The organism is Xylanibacter oryzae DSM 17970 (assembly GCF_000585355.1).
GTDB classification, from domain to species: Bacteria; Bacteroidota; Bacteroidia; order Bacteroidales; family Bacteroidaceae; genus Prevotella; species Prevotella oryzae.
The window spans coordinates 799594-819385 of sequence record NZ_KK073873.1 but is presented as its reverse complement, the minus strand read 5'-3'; the positions used below and the strand labels follow the sequence as shown (position 1 = coordinate 819385).

Genomic DNA, 19792 nt, shown 5'->3' with positions numbered 1-19792 from the left:
TCATAATCGTAGGTTAGACAAATCAAGATAATTGAGGCTATATATAATTAGATGTTCTATTTATATTGAAATATGATATATAATGAAATGTTCTTGTAACAAAAGTTATAATATATTTTAGGTATTTTTGTTAATTTTGCATCATTAAATAACCTATACTAAGATTACGATGAAGACAATCAAACTTTTTTTATTATCTATTATGATTGCATGTCCGGCATTAGTAGCCGAGGCCAGGCAACCAGACACGTCGCAAATGCATTCCCCATGGACAAAGGGAGCATTGGAGACAAACAGCTATCGAAATCTCTTTGTAGAGATGGGATATAGTAAGAAGCAAGTGGATGCCAAGCTGAAGGAAGTATTCAATGATGTGTTTTATGGTCCGCACAAGGTGTATTTTGAGGTTGGCGACAGCTTGGGATACATCACAGACATAAAGAATCATGATGTACGCACAGAAGGAATGTCGTATGGAATGATGATTGCAGTGCAATTTAACAGAAAAGACATTTTTGACCGCATCTGGCGCTGGAGCAAGAAATATATGCAGCATCAAGACGGACCAAGAGAGGGATATTTTGCCTGGAGCTGCAAGACTGACGGCACTCGAAACTCTGAGGGTTCTGCTTCTGACGGTGAACTGTATTACATCACCTCTCTTATATTCGCATCAAACAGATGGGGCAATGACACGGGCATCAATTACAGAAAAGAGGCTCTTAGGATTCTGAACTGTTCTTTTTCAAAGAATGGAGAGGATGGCGTTATGCCTATTTTTAATAAAGACAATTATTTGATTACATTTACTCCTGATAAATTCGGATCAAGGTTCACAGACCCTTCTTATAATATACCGGCATTTTATGACGTGTGGAGCAGATGGGCTAATGACGGTAGAACAGATTTCTGGCAGAAAGCGGCAGCTGCGGCCAGAGAATATCTGCACAAGGTTGTAGACGAGAAGACAGGACTGACTCCCGACATGAGCAATTATGATGGTACTCCGTTAAAGTTCAGAAATTCGGTATTTAATACTTTCAGATATGACTCATGGCGGGTGCCTATGAATATAGCACTTGATTATCAATGGTCGTGTGCAGATCGTGAATGGCAACAGAAATATGGTGAGAAGATACAAAACTTTTTCTATTCAAAAGGAATTGATAAGTTTGTTGACCAATATCGCACAGACGGAACATTGCCTTCTAAAGAAGAGATATTACCGGCTGGCGACTATCCTAAGGCTCTACGCCACTCTATCGGACTTGTTGCTACAACAGCATCGGTATCATTAATGTGCAGTAACAGTATCAGCAAGGAATTCGTTGACAGATTGTGGAATGCAAAACATGAACCTCTACCTGACGGATATTTCGATGCTTATTATGATGGACTGATACGATTGTTCCAGTTTATGCAACTTAGTGGAAACTATCGCATTATTTTACCACAAGCTGATGGTAAGGAACCGGCTCTCAATCAGTATTTCTCGCCTATCGGCAAGCAGGAGGCTCAACCTGATAATGACGGTTTTATCCGCAGATGGCTATTATTAGAACCAATAAATAAGCCTAACAGGGGAAACTCGGGTTTTACAGACACTTACCTTCGTGATGCTTTCAATAAAGAATACTTTCATAATCAGATGACGATGGTGCCTAAAGACGGCAGTACCGTAAAGGTGGGTAACCAAAAACTGGCTTGGCATGCATTTGACAGCAACTTGTTTCATGTAAAATTATTCCGCTTTGCTTCAGGACTTAAAAAGCAAGTATATGGAGTGCTATTCTGGGGAGTAACTATTATAGATTGCAACGAAGAGATTCCTAATGTAAGATTAGCAGCAGGATCGAATTCAGCTTCAATGTGGTGGCTTAACGGTAAAGAAGTTTTGCTTCTATCCGGTGACAGGCGAATGGTTAAAGATGACGGAATGTCGCCACGCGTAACATTACATAAGGGCCGCAACATACTGCGCTGCGCTGTTATCAATGGTCCGGGTATGAGCGACTTCTGTGTTCGATTTATTGATGAGCAGGGTGCACCTGTAAAAAATTACACCATTAACTACAAATAATTTTAATATGAAAGCAATGACTAATTATCGCAATATATTTATCGCAGTTTCAGCGATGTTGATGTTATCCAGGTCGGCAGAGGCTCAGGTAGGTCAACCTTATATCCACGACCCCTCGACCATTATGGAGTGTGATGGGAAATATTACACATTCGGAACCGGTGGCGGTGGTTTGATTTCGGACGACGGATGGACTTGGAAAGGTGGTGCTGTCCGACCCGGTGGTGGTGCCGCACCTGATGCCATCAAGATAGGCGACCGCTATCTCATGGCATACGGTAACTCGGGTGGAGGACTCGGCGGAGGGCATAATGCTCATATCTTTACAATATGGAATAATACTCTTGATCCTAAATCACCTTCGTTCAAGTTTTCAGAACCGGTTGAAGTAGCTGCATCTGATGGAGTTGAAGATAATGATGCCATCGACCCGGGACTATTGCTAGACCCAACAACCGGTCGCTTATGGTTATCATATGGCACTTACTTTGGCAACATACGTCTAGTTGAACTTGATCCTAAAACGGGTAGTCGTGTAGCAGGTAATAAGCCCGTTGATATCGCAATAGACTGTGAAGCCACAGACTTGATTTACCGCGACGGATGGTATTATCTGCTAGGAACTCACGGTACATGTTGCGACGGTCTGAACTCTACATATAATATTGTAGTAGGCAGGTCTAAGACTGTAACAGGACCATACATGGACAATGTTGGGCGAACAATGTTTGAAGGTGGCGGCAGAATGGTAATCAATGCCGGCGACCGCGTGGTTGGTCCCGGTCACTTTGGACGCAGGATTATTGACGATGGCGTAGAAGTTATGTCATGCCATTATGAGGCCGATTTCAATCGAAGTGGCCGCAGTGTTTTAGGTATCCGTCCGCTACTATGGAAGAATGGATGGCCCATTGCAGGTGAACGTTTTAAGGAAGGTACTTACGCTATACAATCAGAACGCCGTGGATATGCTCTTGAGCTAGCTGTAGACTTTGTACGCATGCAACAGAAGCAGCAGGCATTTTGGAGAATGGACCCCAAAGAACCAGTTGTTTCGCTACCCGAGCAACAGTTGTCTGATGTTATACAGACTTGGCCGAAGGGTGATATCCGTGTAAGAATCAATGATTACATGTTCCGTCCCAATCAGTTATGGACTATCACCGCAGTACCGGATGCAGGAGGTTATCTAGGTGGACCTTATTATAAGATTACAATCAAAGGTACCGATCGTGCCCTTACTGCAACAGCTGATGAAGAGGTTGGAACAGTACCTCAGTTTACCGGTACTCCCGAACAGTTGTGGCGCATAGAGCAGTTGACAGACGGCACATACAGGATTATGCCAAAGGGGATTCCGGGTAAACCGGGACTGAACACTCATTATGTGCTATATTCTGCCGGTGACTGCAACCCTACCCTGGCTGCTTATGATTTCAATTCTGATAATTCAAAATGGAATTTCAAATAAACATTTGTTTAATAAATATCCTTATCCGGTTAAACTTACCTTCCTGAATATTGCATAATGCTTTATGACAGAAGGTCAAGTGAAACCATAAAGGGCTGGATTCGTGATGAATCTGGCCCTTTACTTTTTAATAAAGTTTTGAGGCGTCTCTTGGTCTCTTGGTCTCAAAGGTAAATATTGTAGTGTTTATAATCATAATACTAATTAGTATCCATTTTTTTTATACCTTTGCAGTATAACACTAAAAACAAGTAGCATGAGAAACTTTGAACAAACGATCGAAAACATGGCAGAACAATCAGCCAACGCATTTATTTGCTATATCGATGAAGACGGTTGCCCGGTGACAAAAGCAATGTTGAAACCACGTGAACACGAGGGAATACGAACATTCTATTTCACGACAAATACATCATCAAACAAAGTGAAATGTTTTAAACTCAACCCGAAAGCAAGCATCTATTTCGTTAATCCACGATTATTTCACGGGGCTAGTCTGACTGGCACAATAGAAGTACTGGAAACTACAGAAGAGAAAAAACGTATCTGGCATGAAGGAGACGAGATATATTATCCCAAAGGAGTAAGCGACCCTGATTATTGCGTGCTGAAATTTACCGCCACAAAGGGACGTTTTTATAGCGACTTCCATTCGGATGATTTTAATATAAAATAATCAATAATTAAAATATTATGCCATATATTACAATGGAATGCGGTAAGTTGACCACAGAACAAAAGAGAAATTTAATCAGTCGCTTAACTGTAACAGCTTCTAAAGTAACGGGTATTCCACAGGAATTTTTCATGATAACCATTAAAGAATTGCCTGATACAAACATGGGATTTGGTGGAAAAACCGTAGAGATGACTAAACGTGAATATAAAAAGGGAGGCGATGTTTAAAACAAAATAGAATGGAAACAAAGAATATTAAGAGACAATTTAATTCAGATGTAGACATATACGACTCAGGTCGCAGATATTTCATTCCGTGCTTTGATGATTATTATGAAACTGGTGTCAATATACTATCCCTAATCAAAAATGATTACGAATCTATTCTAGACCTTGGCGCAGGCACAGGCCTTCTTACAAAGTATTTATACGAGAAGTTTCCGACTGCACAATTTACGTTAGTAGATGTTGCCGAAAAGATGCTTGACATCGCCAAAGTGCGTTTCCATGGTAAAAATAACTTTACTTATAATGTGGCAGACTATTCGGCAGAATTCCCTTCCGGAGATTTCGATTTGATAGCATCCGCTCTGTCAATACATCATTTGGATGAAGATGAAAAGCGTTTGCTTTACTCTCTTATTTATGACAAATTGCCCAAAGGCGGATGTTTCCTCAATCTTGACCAGTTCAATGCTAGTTCTGATATTATTAATGAGACATTCAATAAATATTGGTACGACTATATTATACATAGTGGTATTACAAAAGAAGAAATAGATCGTTGGACTTCTCGTAAGGCTTTAGATAAAGAAAGTACTGTGCGTGATACTATTTCTATGCTAAAAGAAATAGGATTCGATCAATCTGAATGTGTGTACCAATATCTTAAATTTGGAGTTATTGTAGCAGTAAAATAAATTAATCGTACAATTATTACGGTCTCGTGGTCTCCTGGTCTCGTGGTCTCGTGGTCTAAAATGTATATACTACAAACATTAAAAAAAATTGCCTTCAACCTTTGCAGACATAAATCAATGGTCAATCTGCAGGCTGAAGGCAATATTTAAATCTCAGTTCTATTAGAATTTAACTAGAATACGGAAGACTTTACCAGGATTGGAAGCCCATTCTTTCATGGCATCAAAAGCGCCGTCTGGACCTGTCTCGTTGGATATAAGTTCGTCTACAGGACAATTACCGGCCTTAAGATACTTTATCACTGCACGGAAATCTGCCGGGAGAGCATTTCTTGAACCACGAATGTCTAGTTCTTTCTGAACGAACAACTTAGTTTGGAAACTAACTTCTGTCTTGCTATAACCAATATATGTTACTCTACCCGTAAAACTTACCTCTTCTACAGCCATCACATATGTAGCCGGACTTCCTACTGCTTCAATAACAACATCCACGCCAAATCCACTTGTTATCTGCTGTATCCGTTCGTGAACATTTTCTGTCATTGAATTAACAGTATATGCAGCCCCTATCCTTTTGGCCAAAGCAAGTTTTTCATCATCTATATCGACTGCTATCACTGATGCTCCCCTTTGAGACGCACGTATAACAGCACCTAGACCAACCATTCCACAACCTACAACCATAACGAACTCATTGTCAATAACCTGAGCACGAGAAACAGCATGAAATCCAACACTCATCGGTTCGATAAGTGCACATGTGCGACTTGATATTCCTTCGGCCGGTATTATTTTCTGCCATGGCAATACTGCATATTGGCACATTACTCCATTACGCTGTACACCTAATGTTTCGTTATGTTCGCAGGCATTAACACGACCATTTCTACATGATGCGCATTTACCGCAATTAGTATATGGATTGAGTGTTACATTCATTCCTTTTGTAAAACCTTCAGGAACACCTTCGCCTATTTTTTCTATTACGGCGCCTACCTCATGACCGGGGATAATGGGCAGATTTACCATTGGGTTTCTTCCTAAAAATGTATTAAGATCTGAACCACAGAAACCTACATATTCTATTTTAACCATTACCTCACCGACACCTAATACAGGTTTGTCGATATCAACAACTCTCATTTCATGAGGGTTTACTATTTGAACTGCTTTCATTTTTTATATGTTTAAATCTTTAAATTCTCTATATTTTTATCTTATGATTTTATCTTGTAACCTTTCCATCCGTAAAATGCGCAGAAAGCAAAACAGATCATAGGCACTAGATATGCAATGTAATATATATGCTCGTTGCAGTGCATGATATAAGCTGTAAACTGTGGCAGACAGGCATTGCCTACGATAGCCATTACGAGAAATGCCGAACCGCTCTTGGTCTGATCACCAAGTCCTTTAAGGGCAAGTGAAAATTGTGTAGGATACATTATAGACATGAAGAAAGATACTCCAAGCATGCAATAAAGTCCGACCATTCCTCCTGTTGTGACAATAATGCAGCATAATATTATATTGATTATTGCATAGGTAAGCAACATATTTTGAGGGCGGAACTTTACCATCAATGCTGTACCTATCCAACGGCCCACCAAAAACGATAACATATAAAGGCCGAAGAACGTTGTAGCAGTCTTCTCGGCTATCCCTGCATATGAACAACAGTATACCAAGAAGAGACTGTTAACAGCTGTTTGTCCTCCGTTGTAGAAGAACTGAGCTATTACGCCCCAACGAAGATGTGAATGTTTCAATACACTGAAATCTATAAGTTTCTCATCTTTCACTTCTGCATGGCTCTTACCTTCGTCGCCGATCTTTGGCAGTCGGGAGAAAACAAACACTACCGCAACTATTATCAATAATATCGCAAGCATAAGATAAGGTAGTTTCATAGCATCCGTTTCTGTCTGGATGTATGCTGTCCATCCACCGGGATATGCTGTAGGGAGTGTTTCTCTTGTATAGTTTGCTCCCGAAAGTACTAACTTACTGAGAAACATAGCTGCAATGAAAGCTCCTAGTCCATTAAACGACTGAGCCAGATTGAGCCTGCGTTCTGCTGTTTCGGGTGTTCCCAATATTGTAACATATGGGTTTGCAGCTGTTTCGAGGAAGCACATACCTGTTGCTATTACGAAGAATATGCAAAGGTATGCCCAATATTCTTTCAGCATCGCTGCAGGAAAGAATAGCAGGCCTCCGCATGCAGCAAGCAACAGGCCAAAGATGATGCCGGCCTTATAACTGTAGCGTTTCAGGAACATAGCTATCGGTATTGGGAATATGAAGTATGCCAACCAATATGCGCTCTCTGTAAATGACGCTTGGAAAGGATTCAGCTCGCAGGTTTTCATCAACTGTCTTATCATTGTAGGCAACAAATTACTACTTATCGCCCATAAGAAGAAAAGGCAAAAGATCAATGCCAAAGGTATTTTATAAGATTGTTTTTTCATGATATTATTATTCAGACATGTTTTTAATATAAGGTATCTCAGGGAATGTGCCGAATCCATAGAACTTACGGGCATTCTCGCCAAGGAATAGACATTTTTCTTGTTCGGTAAAATCAGAAGACTTTGTAATAAAGTCGTAAGACATACGATAGGTTATAGCTGTGATTGTGCGTGGATAATCCGACCCCCACATCAGTTTGTCCATTCCTACCAGGTCAGCAGCCTCACGTATTGCTTTTACGGCTCCCTTGAAAGGATAGAATTCGTCATTAAAGAGCCATGTTATGCCACCCGACTCTACCATGACATTCTTATTCCGGGCAAGCATTATCTGATCTTTCCAGCCATCGCAAGTTACCATACCAAAATGCCCCAAAGCTATTTTTAGATTTGGGCACTCTTCTATCACTTCTTTTATTTCAGGTATCTGAGTAGTGCCTTCTTCTAATACCAAGGAGAGAATAATGCCGTTGTCTTCCATATAATGGAACATCTGCACCATTTCTTCGCAGTTCAACATTATACGTCCGCCTGGTGTCTGCAGTCTATGACCGGGGATGGCTATGGCTTTAAATCCCCTTGCAACCAATTGTTTAACTTCTTCTACATAACCAGCTTTGTGACAATCACATAGTCCACATACAAAGAATCTATCGCCGAAACGTAATGCTACATCAGCAAGATAATCATTCTGACATCCGTCTATGAATTCTTGAGTAACCACAGCAGCCTCAACCTGAGCATAATCCATGTTAGAGATAAAGACTTCGGCGCTGTTTTTTCCGTCTATCATAAACGGTGGCAGCATCTGGCGCATCTCGCCCATGAACATAGACCTTCCATTATGGCATGTCTTTATCTGTTTCCCATTCACCATAGTGTCTTGCTTAAGCCACAGGTGCGAATGTGCGTCTATAATATGATAATACATGTCTCTTATGTATTAGACCAACTAACACGTTGCTGATCGCCTATTATGTCTCTTACCTCTTTCACCAAATCCCAGTCTATCGGCTCATTTATTGAGTCAATGTTTTTCTTGACATTATCCGGGTTTGTGGTACTGAATAGTGTTGTAGCTATTCTGTCATTACTTACAGAGAACTGCATAGCTAGTTTTTCAATAGGATAATTCTTCGTCTTACAATATTTGGCAGCTCTGGTACAAGCCTCAACCAATGATTTTGGTGCAGGATGCCAATCAGGTACTCCCCTTTCAGTGAGTAATCCCATAGACAGAGGTGAAGCATTAACGATTCCAACTCCTTTCTGTTCGAAATAATCAAGGAAATCAGCAAGTTTATCATCGCACAGACAGTAATGGCAGAAGTTGAGTACCGACTCTACCGTACCTTCGGGAACACGGTCAATAACCCACTTCAAGTTTTCGAGTTGCAGATCTGTTATACCGACGTGCTTTACTACACCTTCTTCTTTCAACTTTACAAGGGCAGGCAGTGTCTCGTCTACTACCTGATGAAGGTCTGCAAATTCAATATCGTGTACATTGATAATATCCAGATAATCCACATTAAGGCGTTCCATACTTTCATACACACTGGCAGTTACCCTCTTTGCAGAATAATCCCAAGTATTTACACCGTTTTCGCCGTATCTTCCAACCTTTGTAGAAAGGTAATATTTGTCTCTCTTAATATCTTTAAGAGCCTTACCAAGCACGGTTTCAGCCTTGTAATATCCATAATATGGAGATACATCAATAAAGTTAATGCCCGACTCAACGGCTGTAAAAACAGCTTCGATGCCCTGTTTTTCTTTAAGGTCATGGAATACGCCACCCAAAGAAGAAGCGCCAAAACCAAGAGAAGATACTTTCATACCGGTTTTTCCGATCTCATGATATTTCATAATTATTCATTATTTTGTTAATACGCCGCAAAGATAAACATAAACAAAACACATACAATCGAATGGCAAACAAAAGACAACGTAACGGATTACGTTAAAACTAGTTACTGATACATTTGTTATTTATTTTATTTGTATATTTGTGCACTTAAACTAATTACGGCAGCAGATGGAAAGTAAAAAATACATCTCGATGAAGGATATGGCAAAAAAGTTGGGCGTGTCAATTCCTACTGTATCCAGGGCCTTGAAAAACAGCCCTGAGATAAGCGATCAACTATGCGAAAAAGTAAAAAGATTGGCTAAAGAGATGAATTACCGTCCCAATCCTTTTGCAATGAGTCTGCGCAAAAATGCTCCACGCACAATAGGCGTGATTGTGCCTGATATTGTTACTCATTTCTTTTCTTCTATTGTAAAAGGTATTGAAGAGACAGCTGTGGCTAATGGATATTTCATTATTATAACCACAAGTAGCGAAAATAGTGAACATGAGAAGCGCAATATAGAAAACCTTGTTAATATGAGGGTTGAAGGCATAATAGCATGCCTATCACAAGACACAACTGATTATTCGCATTTTCTTGCGCTTAAAGACATCAATATGCCTGTAGTCCTGTTCGACCGTACCTGTATGCCGGATAAGTTTTCGACAGTCATTGCCGACGGTGCAAAATCTGCTCAAATGGCTACACAGCACTTTATAGATAATGGTAGTCATCGTATTGCTTTTATCGGTGGACCTAACCATCTTGACATTGTAAGAAGGAGAAAACATGGGTATCTGGAAGCTTTGAGAGCGAACAAGATACCTATAGAAAAGGAGTTGGTGGTATGCCGAAAAATAGATTATCATGAAGGTAAAATTGCTACAGAACAGTTGTTGTCATTGGCGAATCCACCCGATGCGATACTTGCTATGAACGATACCCTTGCCTTTGCAGCAATAGATGTTATCAAGAGTCATAATCTTAAGATTCCTGATGATATCGCAATAATCGGATATACCGATGAGGAACATGCCAATTATGTGGAACCTAAATTGTCGGCTGTATGTCATCAAACTTATAAGATGGGACAGTCGGCTTGTGAACTGCTATTATCGCAGATAAAAGGTGACACTAAAGTAAAACAAATCATAGTACCTACGCAACTTCAGATAAGAGAAAGCAGCAAGAAAAATGCAACTTGTCACTGATAATGACCATTTCATCACTAAAATTTATCTATTACATTTACATCTATTACTTTTGCAGATAAAGGACACAAATTATGAATAAAACTCGTTATTATTATCTTGATGCATTGCGCGTCTTTCTTACATGTATAGTATTCTATCATCATTCTGCTATTGCTTTTGGAGCTTCAGGCGAGTGGTACAATAAAGCAGCTGTCACAACTACAGGTTTAACCCAGGCCTTGCTTTCTGCGTCAATGGGAATAAACCAATCCTACTTCATGAGCCTGTTTTTCTTTATTTCTGCATTATTAATGCCTTTATCTTTTCACAGGAAAGGAACTAAGGCATTCATTATTGATAGATTTAATCGACTGGGGATTCCTTTGGCCATATATTTTTTCATTCTCAACCCATTACTAAATTACTGGATATATGGTTGTTGGGGAGGTTTCGGTCTCGGTCCAATGTGGTTTGTATTTACATTACTATTATTTGAATTACTATACGTAGTTTGCCAAAAGTTACCCAATATAAATATCCCCAAATGGAATAATCCATCTACAATTGGTATAATATCTTTTATGTTGATAAGCGGAACTGTAGCATTTCTTGTGAGGCTTATCATTCCTACAGGAGATTCTGTTTTGGGATTGCAACTAGGTTACTTTCCACTATATATAGGAATGTATGCACTAGGTATAGTTGCCCAACACAACCAATGGATGGATAAGATAAATATCAAAGACTCAAAACCATGGTTTCTTTTAGCTATATTAATTGGAATACCAACAATGCTCATAATGATGGGCAGTTGCAGAGATAAAATGGATAACTTTTCGGGTGGTTGGAATATGCAGGCTGTATTCTATGCCTTTTGGGAACCTATAATGTGTGTTGGGATATCTTATTTTTTATTAGTTTTTAATAAGAAGTTTTGCAACAAGCCAAATCGTATAATTCAAAAGATGTCTGCTAATAGCTTTGCGTTCTATTTTATTCATCCATATGTTGTTGTAGGATTCACATTCTTAGTAGGATTATTCGCTATTGCCCCAATTACAGGCCTTTCCGTAGTATGTATTTTAGGTATACCAGTATGTTTCATTATAGCGATGATTATAAAGAAGTGCTTTAGATTTATAGGAATAAAGCTATAATAGCGTGTAATTAAATTGCATATTAATGAATAATAAATGTAACTAAGTAGATTTAAAATCACCAACAAATTTAGTGCTTATTGATAAGAAAATCCCTAAAAAGATATGTTTTTGACTAGAAAATGAGTAAGTTTGCACCATTAATTCAAAAACTATGCTACAATTAGACAATTTTTACAAAGCACGATTAGTTTTGAGCAAGATACTACGCAAAACTGAACTTGTACATTCACTTAAGATAAATCCGGATTGCGATGTTTATCTTAAACCGGAATGTCTGCAAAAGACAGGATCATTCAAAATTCGTGGTGCTTATTACAAGATTTCACAACTTTCTGAAGAGGAAAAATCGAAAGGCGTCATTGCTTGTTCTGCAGGCAACCATGCTCAAGGTGTGGCTTTAGGTGCTACATCAATGGGTATAAAATCACTGATTTGCCTCCCCGAAGGTGCTCCTATAAGCAAAGTAGAGGCTACTAAACGATTAGGAGCTGAAGTTTGTTTGACACCTGGTGTATACGATGATGCGTATCAGAAAGCATTACAACTACGTGAAGAATTAGGATATACATTTATTCATCCTTTCGACGACGAGAATGTAATAGCCGGACAGGGAACTATTGGTCTTGAAATACTTGATCAATTACCAGAAGTTGAAGCTATTGTTGTACCAGTTGGAGGCGGTGGACTGATTTCAGGTATCGCATTTGCAGTAAAATCAATTAATCCTAATATTAAGGTATATGGTGTGCAAGCTGAAGGTGCTGCAAGTATGGTACAAAGTCTTCACGATCATAAGCAAGAAAAATTGCCATCTGTCTCTACAATTGCTGATGGAATAGCTGTAAAGGAACCTGGATCAATTACATTTGATACTTGTTCTAAATATGTAGATGATATAGTAACAGTAAGCGAAGACGAAATCTGTGCTGCTATCCTTAGACTCATTGAGAGTGAAAAAATGGTAGCCGAAGGTGCCGGTGCTGCTAGTGTTGCTGCTGTGATGTATAATAAAATACCTGTTAAAGGGAAAAAAATAATTTGTATTGTTAGTGGTGGTAACATTGATGTTACTATTCTTAATCGTGTGATAAACCGTGGATTGTCAAAGAGTGGGCGTTTATGTTCTATCGGCCTTGAACTTGACGACCAACCGGGAAAATTAGTTGATGTGTGTTCTGTGATTGCCAAACTTGGCGGTAACATTATCAGTGTGCACCATGAACGCATTGCAACCTGCAAGAAAGTTAATGCCTGCATATTGAGAGTAACAGCAGAGACAAAGAATATAGAACATATAGAGGAGATTAAGAAAACACTAAGAGATAAAGGATTTAATTTAATTTAAAATATAAAGATTATGAAAGTATTACACTCTGATAATGCGCCAAAAGCACTTGGACCGTATAGTCAAGCTATTGAAGTTAATGGATTTGTTTTCACATCAGGCCAGATTCCAATTGATCCTGCTACAGATAATTTTGTGGAAGGTGGTATCAAGGAACAGACTCGTCAATCACTGGCTAATGTACAAAATGTATTGAAAGAGGCTGGCATTGATCTTAGTCATGTAGTAAAGACTACTGTTTTTCTTTCTGACATGGGCAACTTTGCTGAAATGAATGAAGTTTATGCTGAGTTTTTCGTTCAGCCCTTCCCTGCCCGCTCTGCTGTTGCAATAAAGACATTACCTAAAGGAGCTCTGGTAGAGGTTGAGTGTGTAGCTGTAAAATAAAACACAATTTGCTAATTAACGATATAAAGAAGGTGTATCAAAGCATTTTCTGATACACCTTCTTTATTATACGTTTATTCTTTCGATTACTCTTTTGATACCAATATAAGTGACAAAACTTTTGTCTATTGAAAAAGTTAGGCAAATATGATATAATAAGAGGTTTCATAAGTAAGATATTATTCGAAATAGTATATACACCATGATAAAGAAAGAAAATTTAGACAACAAGCAAAAAGAAGGTATTGCAACCTTTTACAATGGATATAATTGTGCCCAATCCGTTTTATCCGTTTTTGCAGAAGATCTGGGAATAAGCAAAGATGCTTGTCTTAAGCTAGCCAACCCTTTCGGCTCCGGTATTGCATATATGCAGGAAACATGTGGTGCTGTTAGTGGGGCTTTAATGGCTATTGGATTGAAATACGGAAGAGGGAAAGATGGAACGATCGAAGATAAAGAACGTGCGTACGATATGTCACGACATTTTATAGAGGAATTTAAGAAAACCACTTGTGGCACTATTTGTTGTCGTGAATTGATGGATGGATTAGACATGAGCACACCCGAAGGAATGGCAAAGATAAAGGATTTAGATCTCTTTAGACTACGATGCAGTAAACATGTGCAAAATTCAATAGAGATAGCAAATAAAATTCTATCATATGAATTGAACTTGAAGTAAATATAATCAAAGAAATATATTAAAGAAATTTCATAATAGCTTTTCAGAAGCATTTGGTTCGCTTTTTTTATTATTTTCAGTTCTGTATTTTTGTGGAGACATACCCAAATGCAACTTTACGTATTTATCAAACAATGCTATGCTTGAAAATCCACATTTTACAGCAATGCTTTTAACATTCATGTCTGTCGAAAGAAGCATATAGTTGATGTCATCATTCAAATAATCCTGTATCCATTTTTCTGCTGATTTTCCACTTATGTTTCTACATATGCTTGATAGGTATCTGGATGAAATAAACAATTTGTCTGAATAGAAAGTAATCGGATGCCTTTTTATTTCGCTTTTAGATAGTATATCTATAAAACCATTGAACAATTTTTCAGCACTAGTAATCTTATCAGAATTGTCATATACACAACAATAAGTTTTTAACGTAGAACAAAAGTCCAACAACAGCGTTTGTATCAAAGAATGTATTATACTTTCACGAAAATAAATATTTTCGTCGCTTATATATATCTTTAGTAGATCAATTACCCTTTCTATAACATCAATATCTTTTTCCTTAAGATCTATCTTATTGACGTTTTTGACATATAACGCTATATTCCATATTGATATATATGAATGTATAAGCATTTTCAGCAAACGGTCAGTTAAGCATATTATGATACATTTCAAATCGGGACTAATCATAAGGTCTTCCATTATTGCAGAAGAAGGACATACCATCATCTGGCGTTCACCTATTATTATTCGATGTCCATTTATGCTAGCTTCCATTTTCCCTTTAGTAACAATACTAAAAACATTGACACCCAACTTAATAGTACTAAGTTGAGCATTTGTTTTCAGATTATCCATTATGATAAAGTCACTGTCAATATATTTTACAGGTTGCCCATTATCAATAAAATCTTCAACCGAAAACTTGTATATGTTTTTATTCTTGTTCATATCCTTTGCAAAGATAGTTATTTTCCAGTACTATAATTTGTCAAAAGTTAGTTATTGATTTGCCATATTGAATATTACTAAAAAATGGCAACATAAATGTGCAGTTTTGATAGCAATTATTAAACGAAAAAATATAATATTTGCACAAAAAAGGCAAAAGCGTATGAGAATATTGATGTACATAGCTGCAATTCTGACAATTCTTTATGAGATATTTGCGGAAGTATATGCATATAATCCAATCTCTTTCAGTTCATCTTTTTACGGACTTGAAAAGTATAAAGAAGGTTGGGGGAAAATATTTACGTTATGGGCTATCGTCATTTCCATTTTAGTATTTCCAATAATGACAAGTAAGTTTGACTTTTCAGGATTCATCGCCTGTTCATGCCTGTTTCTAATTGGTGTAACTTCAGATTATCATAAAGAACATAAAGAAATTATTCATTATATTTCTGCTGCTATTTGTAGTATAAGCGTGGTGTACATAGTTATAATGAACAGCCCATGGATCTTACTCATAACCATCCTACCTTTGTTTTATGCCGTCATTAGACGACACAGAATGATTGGAGATAACTTACATGAAAAACTCGAGTCTATTCGTTTCAACTGGTGGGGCGAGCAAGCTTTAATTTCTTCAGCTTTTCTTGCTTCAATGATATAAATGAACTTCTTTTTTTCTAGCTTACTTGCTACGTTTCACCTTATAACGATCGAATCCTTCACCGTAAACACCAATAACAGCACTCTGAGAAACAAAGGCCTTAGGGTCTATCTCATCTATTAGACGAAATATTGTACCAGATTCTCTACGTTTTGCAAGTACAAAAAGCATCTTTACATCATGACCTGAATAAAATCCCTGGGCATTGATAACAGTACATCCTCGATGAGGATTTTCATTTATGCGATGGCCTATTTCGTCATACTTGTCTGAAATGATAAAAAACTGAACTGAACGACGCATAGAATTAACAACCTGATCTATACAATAGGCTGTGATGAAGAGTACTACATAACCGTAGATAACCTTCTCCCAATCCTTTAGAACAATATAACTGGATGTAACTATGATAACATCACATATCAGGATCACTTTTCCTAAAGATATATCTCTATATTTATTAATTATAGCTGCAATAATATCAGTACCGCCTGTACTTCCATTTGCGGATAAACCCAATCCGACTCCACAGCCTGTGAAAACAGCACCAATTACACTTGCCATAAATGGCTGATCTTGAAGTAAATGCAGATCGGCTGTAAAGATACGAAAAGCAGATAGAGAAAGGGTTAGTACAACAACGCCATAAATAGTCTTGATGCAGAATTTCATGCCTAGAAGCCTAAGCGCAAATATCATCAATACGGCATTTATTCCGAAATATGTATATTCAACAGGAATTCCCAATCCCCAGTATACAATTGATGATATACCGGAGACTCCACCTGTTGTAATATTATTGGGTAGAAGGAACACTGTCCACCCAATACAATAAGACAACATCGCTATGGTTATTAGCACATAATCACGAACTTCTTTGAACATGCTCTTTCTTTCTAATCTAATTGCTCTCATCTTTTCTTATTTTGGGAACAAAGGTAAAACAAGAAAAGAAAACTGCAAAATAAATATTAATAAAACTACAATAGTCAATGATTAAATTGCATATTATGAATCTGTTTGGCGGATAAAATCAACAATAGGCTCCAGTGAATTATAATCAACAAAGTCCACGATCTGGTTGTATGTGGCTATCATCATCCTATCTTCGGATGTAAGCAGATCATCTGGTTTCTTTTTTACTCGTTTATAAAGCATTGACATCATAATCCTATGCTTAATGTTCAATCGTTTATAGTCAATAGCACCTCTAAGATGAAAGAAAGTCGTACGTTTAAAAAGATCCTCTGGAATCTGTTTATGTACAGCCTCTCTAATGTTAGCTATATTTTCAGGGTCATGAGGATCTGCCAATCCTACAGTTATGATAATAATTTCAGCATTAACAGATACTCCTTTGACTGTTTGCCTCAAACCTTTGACCCCTCCGGCATACAGACTACCTATATATATAATCCGACTGTATGTAGATGCATTTTTTACTTTAGAAAAACAAGTTGCCTTAATGTCTGTCATCTCAGACAACTTATCTGCATATTTCTTTGAAGTACCATACTGTGTACCATAAATAATTATCGAGCCCACCTAATTTTATTTAATCTTAATACTATGTTCTAAGACTTCTAATAACCAAGATCTTCACCAACAAGAATAACGATATGACGTTTGGCTGGACGCGAAAGACGCTGAATAGATACATATGCACAAATGCTATCGGCCGACTTGCAGTCATGGCACGTGCCGTCTATAATACATGGTGTCTTAACATCAAAACGCGCTGTATTGATTGGGGCAGCGGTAGAACGCGCACGCTTGATCGCAGCATCCACATCCTGGCAGATCTTATTAATCCCTACTACTAGAATGACATGTTCAGGTCCCCATGTTATTGCAGCCACACGATTACCACTTCCGTCAATATTAACAAAGACTCCATCCTCACTCATTGCATTAACACTAGACAGATAATAATCACAATCAAAAGCCTTGAGAGACATTTCTCTTTTTTCCTTCTGTGTCGCTGAATTTTCACGGTCGTAAACTTTATAAATACCGTCTTTGAGAGCTTTAATCAGTCCTATTTCATTAAGAGTTGCTGATCCTCCCCAACTTACAGAACTTCCCTGAGGAATTAGTTGAATAGCTTTTTTTAAAGCGTCTTTTGATGTTTTGCAATAATAAGCATCATAATGCCTTTGACTCAAATTTTTAATGAGTTTCTGGGCTAACTTTTCATTTCTGATTTCTGCTGGATTCTCCATTTTACGCCTTTCTTTATAATAAAAGTATATAATATGCAAAGATACGCTTATTTTTGAAATAATCTCTTGGTCTAATAAAATAATAATAATTCAATATTACATAATAACATTTTTCTTATATAAGTAAGTTAAAACCTCGTAAAGAGAATTTAGCGATTCGTTATTTTGTTGATTTTTCATTATCTTTGTAAAATCATAAATATGTAGAGTCGTAAAAGACACAAAGATAATCATCTGTGATTTTTATGTTATGAACTAAAAATATACATACTTATGATTTTAAAGTCAACCTTTATCATTATCAACTTAGCGGTATAAGATAGTAAACATATATTTAATCATATATAAATACAAACGATATGAATAGCAAGATAGAAAACAAAGTAAAAAACAATATATTAATGCCATTGCAAGTATTCATGCGGCAGGAAAAATCTGGCGGAATAGTTCTTGCAATAAGTGTAATAATTGCATTGATATTAGCAAATTCACCATTAGCTGAATGGTATACTCACTTCTTTGAATATAAAATAGGAGTATCTTTAAATGGTTCTTTATATATGAACTACAGCATACATCAATGGATTAATGATGGTCTTATGGCTATGTTTTTCTTCGTTGTTGGCCTTGAACTTAAAAGAGAATTCATAAGTGGTGAATTAGCTAAGATACGAAACACAATTCTCCCTATATGTGCCGCTATTGGAGGTATGATTATACCTGCGGTAATATATCTTATCTTTAACAACGGAAGTACAGTTGTTAGTGGTTGGGGAATTCCAATGGCTACAGATATAGCTTTTTCGTTAGGTATATTATATTTATTGGGAAACAAAATACCACAATCAGCAAAAGTTTTTCTCACAACCCTTGCTATTGTTGATGATTTAGGGGCTGTAATTGTTATTGCACTCTTCTATACTTCAGAGATTTCACTTTTAAACCTTGGAATAGGATTTTGTTTTCTGGCTGTAATGTTCGTGGCAAATAAAATGGGAGTGAAGAACGTCATATTTTATGCAATTTTAGGCATTGGTGGGGTCTGGGCTTCATTTCTTTTATCAGGAGTTCATGCTACAATTGCAGCTGTACTATCGGCATTTGTCATTCCTGCTGATTCAAGAATACCTGAACATATATTTGTAGCCAGAGCAAAGAAACTGCTAAATAAGTTTAGTCAAATTAAAAGTAGTGAATTCTCAACACTCAAGGCTAATCAAGTCGAAATTATTGACAGAATAAGGACTGACGCAAAATTCGCGGTGCCTCCACTTCAGAGGCTTGAGCATGCGATGCACCCTATGGTTTCTTTTATTATAATGCCAATATTCGCTTTGTCGAATGCTGGAATCTCTTTTATTAAGATTGATTTTGCATCACTCTTCTCTACCAATGTCGCGATAGGAGTTATGTTTGGATTACTATTAGGTAAACCGATCGGAATTGTTGGATCAACAATGATTATTACAAAACTAAAAATTGCAACTTTCCCAAAAACGATTACGAAAAGAAGAATAATCGGGTTAGGTTTCTTGGCCTCGATAGGTTTTACAATGTCTATGTTTGTATCAACTTTGGCATTTACCAACCATGACAACTATGTTCAGGCCATGGTTGGTATATTTTCAGCCTCTATTTTGGGAGGAGTTATTGGATATCAACTCTTGAAAAAAGCATAGTGCTCTTTTCTT

Annotated in this window: 20 protein-coding genes; 12 read left to right on the top strand and 8 right to left on the bottom strand. The window is 37.5% G+C overall.

The window, feature by feature from the left end; translation table 11 throughout:
• The first annotated feature begins 169 nt into the window (after window positions 1–169).
• From XYLOR_RS03315 to XYLOR_RS03295, 5 genes are all read left to right on the top strand, one after another.
• On the top strand, window positions 170–2080 hold the full coding sequence (locus XYLOR_RS03315; RefSeq protein ID WP_245601939.1) for a family 8 glycosyl hydrolase: 1911 nt from the start codon (window positions 170–172) through the stop codon (window positions 2078–2080).
• 16 nt (window positions 2081–2096) lie between these two features.
• Window positions 2097–3551, top strand: coding sequence for a family 43 glycosylhydrolase (locus XYLOR_RS03310; protein WP_154655748.1), 1455 nt, complete (start codon window positions 2097–2099; stop codon window positions 3549–3551).
• Between the two features lie 256 nt (window positions 3552–3807).
• Window positions 3808–4227 carry a pyridoxamine 5'-phosphate oxidase family protein gene (locus tag XYLOR_RS03305; RefSeq protein WP_036876952.1) on the top strand — a complete coding sequence of 140 codons (420 nt, stop codon included), beginning with the start codon at window positions 3808–3810 and terminating at the stop codon, window positions 4225–4227.
• A 17-nt stretch (window positions 4228–4244) separates the two neighbouring features.
• Window positions 4245–4457: a 4-oxalocrotonate tautomerase DmpI gene (gene dmpI, locus XYLOR_RS03300; RefSeq protein ID WP_036876950.1), complete on the top strand. Its 213-nt coding sequence runs from the start codon at window positions 4245–4247 to the stop codon at window positions 4455–4457.
• An 11-nt stretch (window positions 4458–4468) separates the two neighbouring features.
• Window positions 4469–5149 carry a class I SAM-dependent methyltransferase gene (locus XYLOR_RS03295; RefSeq protein WP_036876948.1) on the top strand — a complete coding sequence of 227 codons (681 nt, stop codon included), beginning with the start codon at window positions 4469–4471 and terminating at the stop codon, window positions 5147–5149.
• Window positions 5150–5311: 162 nt separating this feature from the next.
• On the opposite strand, the gene XYLOR_RS03290 is transcribed toward XYLOR_RS03295, so the two are convergent.
• From XYLOR_RS03290 to XYLOR_RS03275, 4 genes are read right to left on the bottom strand one after another with little or no spacing between them, the layout of a single operon-like run.
• Window positions 5312–6328 carry a zinc-binding alcohol dehydrogenase family protein gene (locus XYLOR_RS03290; RefSeq protein ID WP_036876946.1) on the bottom strand — a complete coding sequence of 339 codons (1017 nt, stop codon included), beginning with the start codon at window positions 6326–6328 and terminating at the stop codon, window positions 5312–5314.
• 41 nt (window positions 6329–6369) lie between these two features.
• Complete coding sequence (gene fucP, locus XYLOR_RS03285) at window positions 6370–7626, bottom strand: L-fucose:H+ symporter permease (RefSeq protein WP_036880595.1); 1257 nt, start codon at window positions 7624–7626, stop codon at window positions 6370–6372.
• 7 nt (window positions 7627–7633) lie between these two features.
• Window positions 7634–8557: an amidohydrolase family protein gene (locus XYLOR_RS03280; protein ID WP_036876944.1), complete on the bottom strand. Its 924-nt coding sequence runs from the start codon at window positions 8555–8557 to the stop codon at window positions 7634–7636.
• 5 nt (window positions 8558–8562) lie between these two features.
• Window positions 8563–9495 (bottom strand): aldo/keto reductase, encoded by a 933-nt coding sequence (locus XYLOR_RS03275; RefSeq protein WP_036876943.1) that lies wholly within the window; start codon window positions 9493–9495, stop codon window positions 8563–8565.
• 169 nt (window positions 9496–9664) lie between these two features.
• Between XYLOR_RS03275 and XYLOR_RS03270 the strand changes: the two genes are divergently transcribed.
• The 5 genes from XYLOR_RS03270 to XYLOR_RS03250 all read left to right on the top strand — a co-directional run bounded on the left by XYLOR_RS03270 (window position 9665) and on the right by XYLOR_RS03250 (window position 14252).
• Complete coding sequence (locus XYLOR_RS03270; protein ID WP_036876942.1) at window positions 9665–10693, top strand: LacI family DNA-binding transcriptional regulator; 1029 nt, start codon at window positions 9665–9667, stop codon at window positions 10691–10693.
• Between the two features lie 74 nt (window positions 10694–10767).
• Entirely contained in the window at window positions 10768–11832 is a 1065-nt protein-coding gene (locus tag XYLOR_RS03265) for an acyltransferase family protein (RefSeq protein WP_051508834.1), read from the top strand.
• Between the two features lie 154 nt (window positions 11833–11986).
• Complete coding sequence (gene ilvA, locus XYLOR_RS03260) at window positions 11987–13180, top strand: threonine ammonia-lyase (protein ID WP_036876940.1); 1194 nt, start codon at window positions 11987–11989, stop codon at window positions 13178–13180.
• 12 nt (window positions 13181–13192) lie between these two features.
• Window positions 13193–13567, top strand: coding sequence for a RidA family protein (locus XYLOR_RS03255; protein WP_036876939.1), 375 nt, complete (start codon window positions 13193–13195; stop codon window positions 13565–13567).
• 202 nt (window positions 13568–13769) lie between these two features.
• On the top strand, window positions 13770–14252 hold the full coding sequence (locus XYLOR_RS03250; RefSeq protein WP_051508833.1) for a C-GCAxxG-C-C family protein: 483 nt from the start codon (window positions 13770–13772) through the stop codon (window positions 14250–14252).
• 30 nt (window positions 14253–14282) lie between these two features.
• Here the strand turns inward: XYLOR_RS03250 and XYLOR_RS03245 are convergent, their stop codons facing one another.
• Entirely contained in the window at window positions 14283–15212 is a 930-nt protein-coding gene (locus XYLOR_RS03245; protein WP_036876937.1) for a helix-turn-helix domain-containing protein, read from the bottom strand.
• 163 nt (window positions 15213–15375) lie between these two features.
• Between XYLOR_RS03245 and XYLOR_RS03240 the strand changes: the two genes are divergently transcribed.
• Window positions 15376–15879, top strand: a complete 504-nt coding sequence (locus tag XYLOR_RS03240) for a hypothetical protein (protein WP_154655649.1) — start codon at window positions 15376–15378, stop codon at window positions 15877–15879.
• A gap of 21 nt (window positions 15880–15900) precedes the next feature.
• Here XYLOR_RS03240 and XYLOR_RS03235 read toward each other — a convergent pair whose 3' ends face one another.
• The 3 genes from XYLOR_RS03235 to XYLOR_RS03225 form a co-directional block, all read right to left on the bottom strand.
• Window positions 15901–16794: a YitT family protein gene (locus XYLOR_RS03235; RefSeq protein WP_036876934.1), complete on the bottom strand. Its 894-nt coding sequence runs from the start codon at window positions 16792–16794 to the stop codon at window positions 15901–15903.
• 93 nt (window positions 16795–16887) lie between these two features.
• A complete protein-coding gene (locus XYLOR_RS03230) occupies window positions 16888–17424 on the bottom strand; it encodes a flavodoxin domain-containing protein (protein ID WP_036876931.1) in 537 nt (178 codons plus the stop codon).
• Between the two features lie 38 nt (window positions 17425–17462).
• Window positions 17463–18101 (bottom strand): lactate utilization protein, encoded by a 639-nt coding sequence (locus tag XYLOR_RS03225; RefSeq protein ID WP_036876928.1) that lies wholly within the window; start codon window positions 18099–18101, stop codon window positions 17463–17465.
• A 359-nt stretch (window positions 18102–18460) separates the two neighbouring features.
• Here XYLOR_RS03225 and nhaA point away from each other — a divergent pair, with 359 nt between their 5' ends.
• Window positions 18461–19780, top strand: a complete 1320-nt coding sequence (nhaA, locus tag XYLOR_RS03220) for a Na+/H+ antiporter NhaA (protein ID WP_036876927.1) — start codon at window positions 18461–18463, stop codon at window positions 19778–19780.
• Window positions 19781–19792 lie beyond the last annotated feature (12 nt).

Excerpts from the sequence above, each read along its gene's own strand:
- XYLOR_RS03315 (WP_245601939.1), top strand. The coding sequence starts at position 170 with ATGAAGACAATCAAACTTTTTTTATTATCTATTATGATTGCATGTCCG.
- XYLOR_RS03310 (WP_154655748.1), top strand. The coding sequence starts at position 2,097 with ATGACTAATTATCGCAATATATTTATCGCAGTTTCAGCGATGTTGATG.
- XYLOR_RS03305 (WP_036876952.1), top strand. The coding sequence starts at position 3,808 with ATGAGAAACTTTGAACAAACGATCGAAAACATGGCAGAACAATCAGCC.
- dmpI (WP_036876950.1), top strand. The coding sequence starts at position 4,245 with ATGCCATATATTACAATGGAATGCGGTAAGTTGACCACAGAACAAAAG.
- XYLOR_RS03295 (WP_036876948.1), top strand. The coding sequence starts at position 4,469 with ATGGAAACAAAGAATATTAAGAGACAATTTAATTCAGATGTAGACATA.
- XYLOR_RS03290 (WP_036876946.1), bottom strand. The coding sequence starts at position 6,328 with ATGAAAGCAGTTCAAATAGTAAACCCTCATGAAATGAGAGTTGTTGAT.
- fucP (WP_036880595.1), bottom strand. The coding sequence starts at position 7,626 with ATGAAAAAACAATCTTATAAAATACCTTTGGCATTGATCTTTTGCCTT.
- XYLOR_RS03280 (WP_036876944.1), bottom strand. The coding sequence starts at position 8,557 with ATGTATTATCATATTATAGACGCACATTCGCACCTGTGGCTTAAGCAA.
- XYLOR_RS03275 (WP_036876943.1), bottom strand. The coding sequence starts at position 9,495 with ATGAAATATCATGAGATCGGAAAAACCGGTATGAAAGTATCTTCTCTT.
- XYLOR_RS03270 (WP_036876942.1), top strand. The coding sequence starts at position 9,665 with ATGGAAAGTAAAAAATACATCTCGATGAAGGATATGGCAAAAAAGTTG.
- XYLOR_RS03265 (WP_051508834.1), top strand. The coding sequence starts at position 10,768 with ATGAATAAAACTCGTTATTATTATCTTGATGCATTGCGCGTCTTTCTT.
- ilvA (WP_036876940.1), top strand. The coding sequence starts at position 11,987 with ATGCTACAATTAGACAATTTTTACAAAGCACGATTAGTTTTGAGCAAG.
- XYLOR_RS03255 (WP_036876939.1), top strand. The coding sequence starts at position 13,193 with ATGAAAGTATTACACTCTGATAATGCGCCAAAAGCACTTGGACCGTAT.
- XYLOR_RS03250 (WP_051508833.1), top strand. The coding sequence starts at position 13,770 with ATGATAAAGAAAGAAAATTTAGACAACAAGCAAAAAGAAGGTATTGCA.
- XYLOR_RS03245 (WP_036876937.1), bottom strand. The coding sequence starts at position 15,212 with ATGAACAAGAATAAAAACATATACAAGTTTTCGGTTGAAGATTTTATT.
- XYLOR_RS03240 (WP_154655649.1), top strand. The coding sequence starts at position 15,376 with ATGAGAATATTGATGTACATAGCTGCAATTCTGACAATTCTTTATGAG.
- XYLOR_RS03235 (WP_036876934.1), bottom strand. The coding sequence starts at position 16,794 with ATGAGAGCAATTAGATTAGAAAGAAAGAGCATGTTCAAAGAAGTTCGT.
- XYLOR_RS03225 (WP_036876928.1), bottom strand. The coding sequence starts at position 18,101 with ATGGAGAATCCAGCAGAAATCAGAAATGAAAAGTTAGCCCAGAAACTC.
- nhaA (WP_036876927.1), top strand. The coding sequence starts at position 18,461 with ATGAATAGCAAGATAGAAAACAAAGTAAAAAACAATATATTAATGCCA.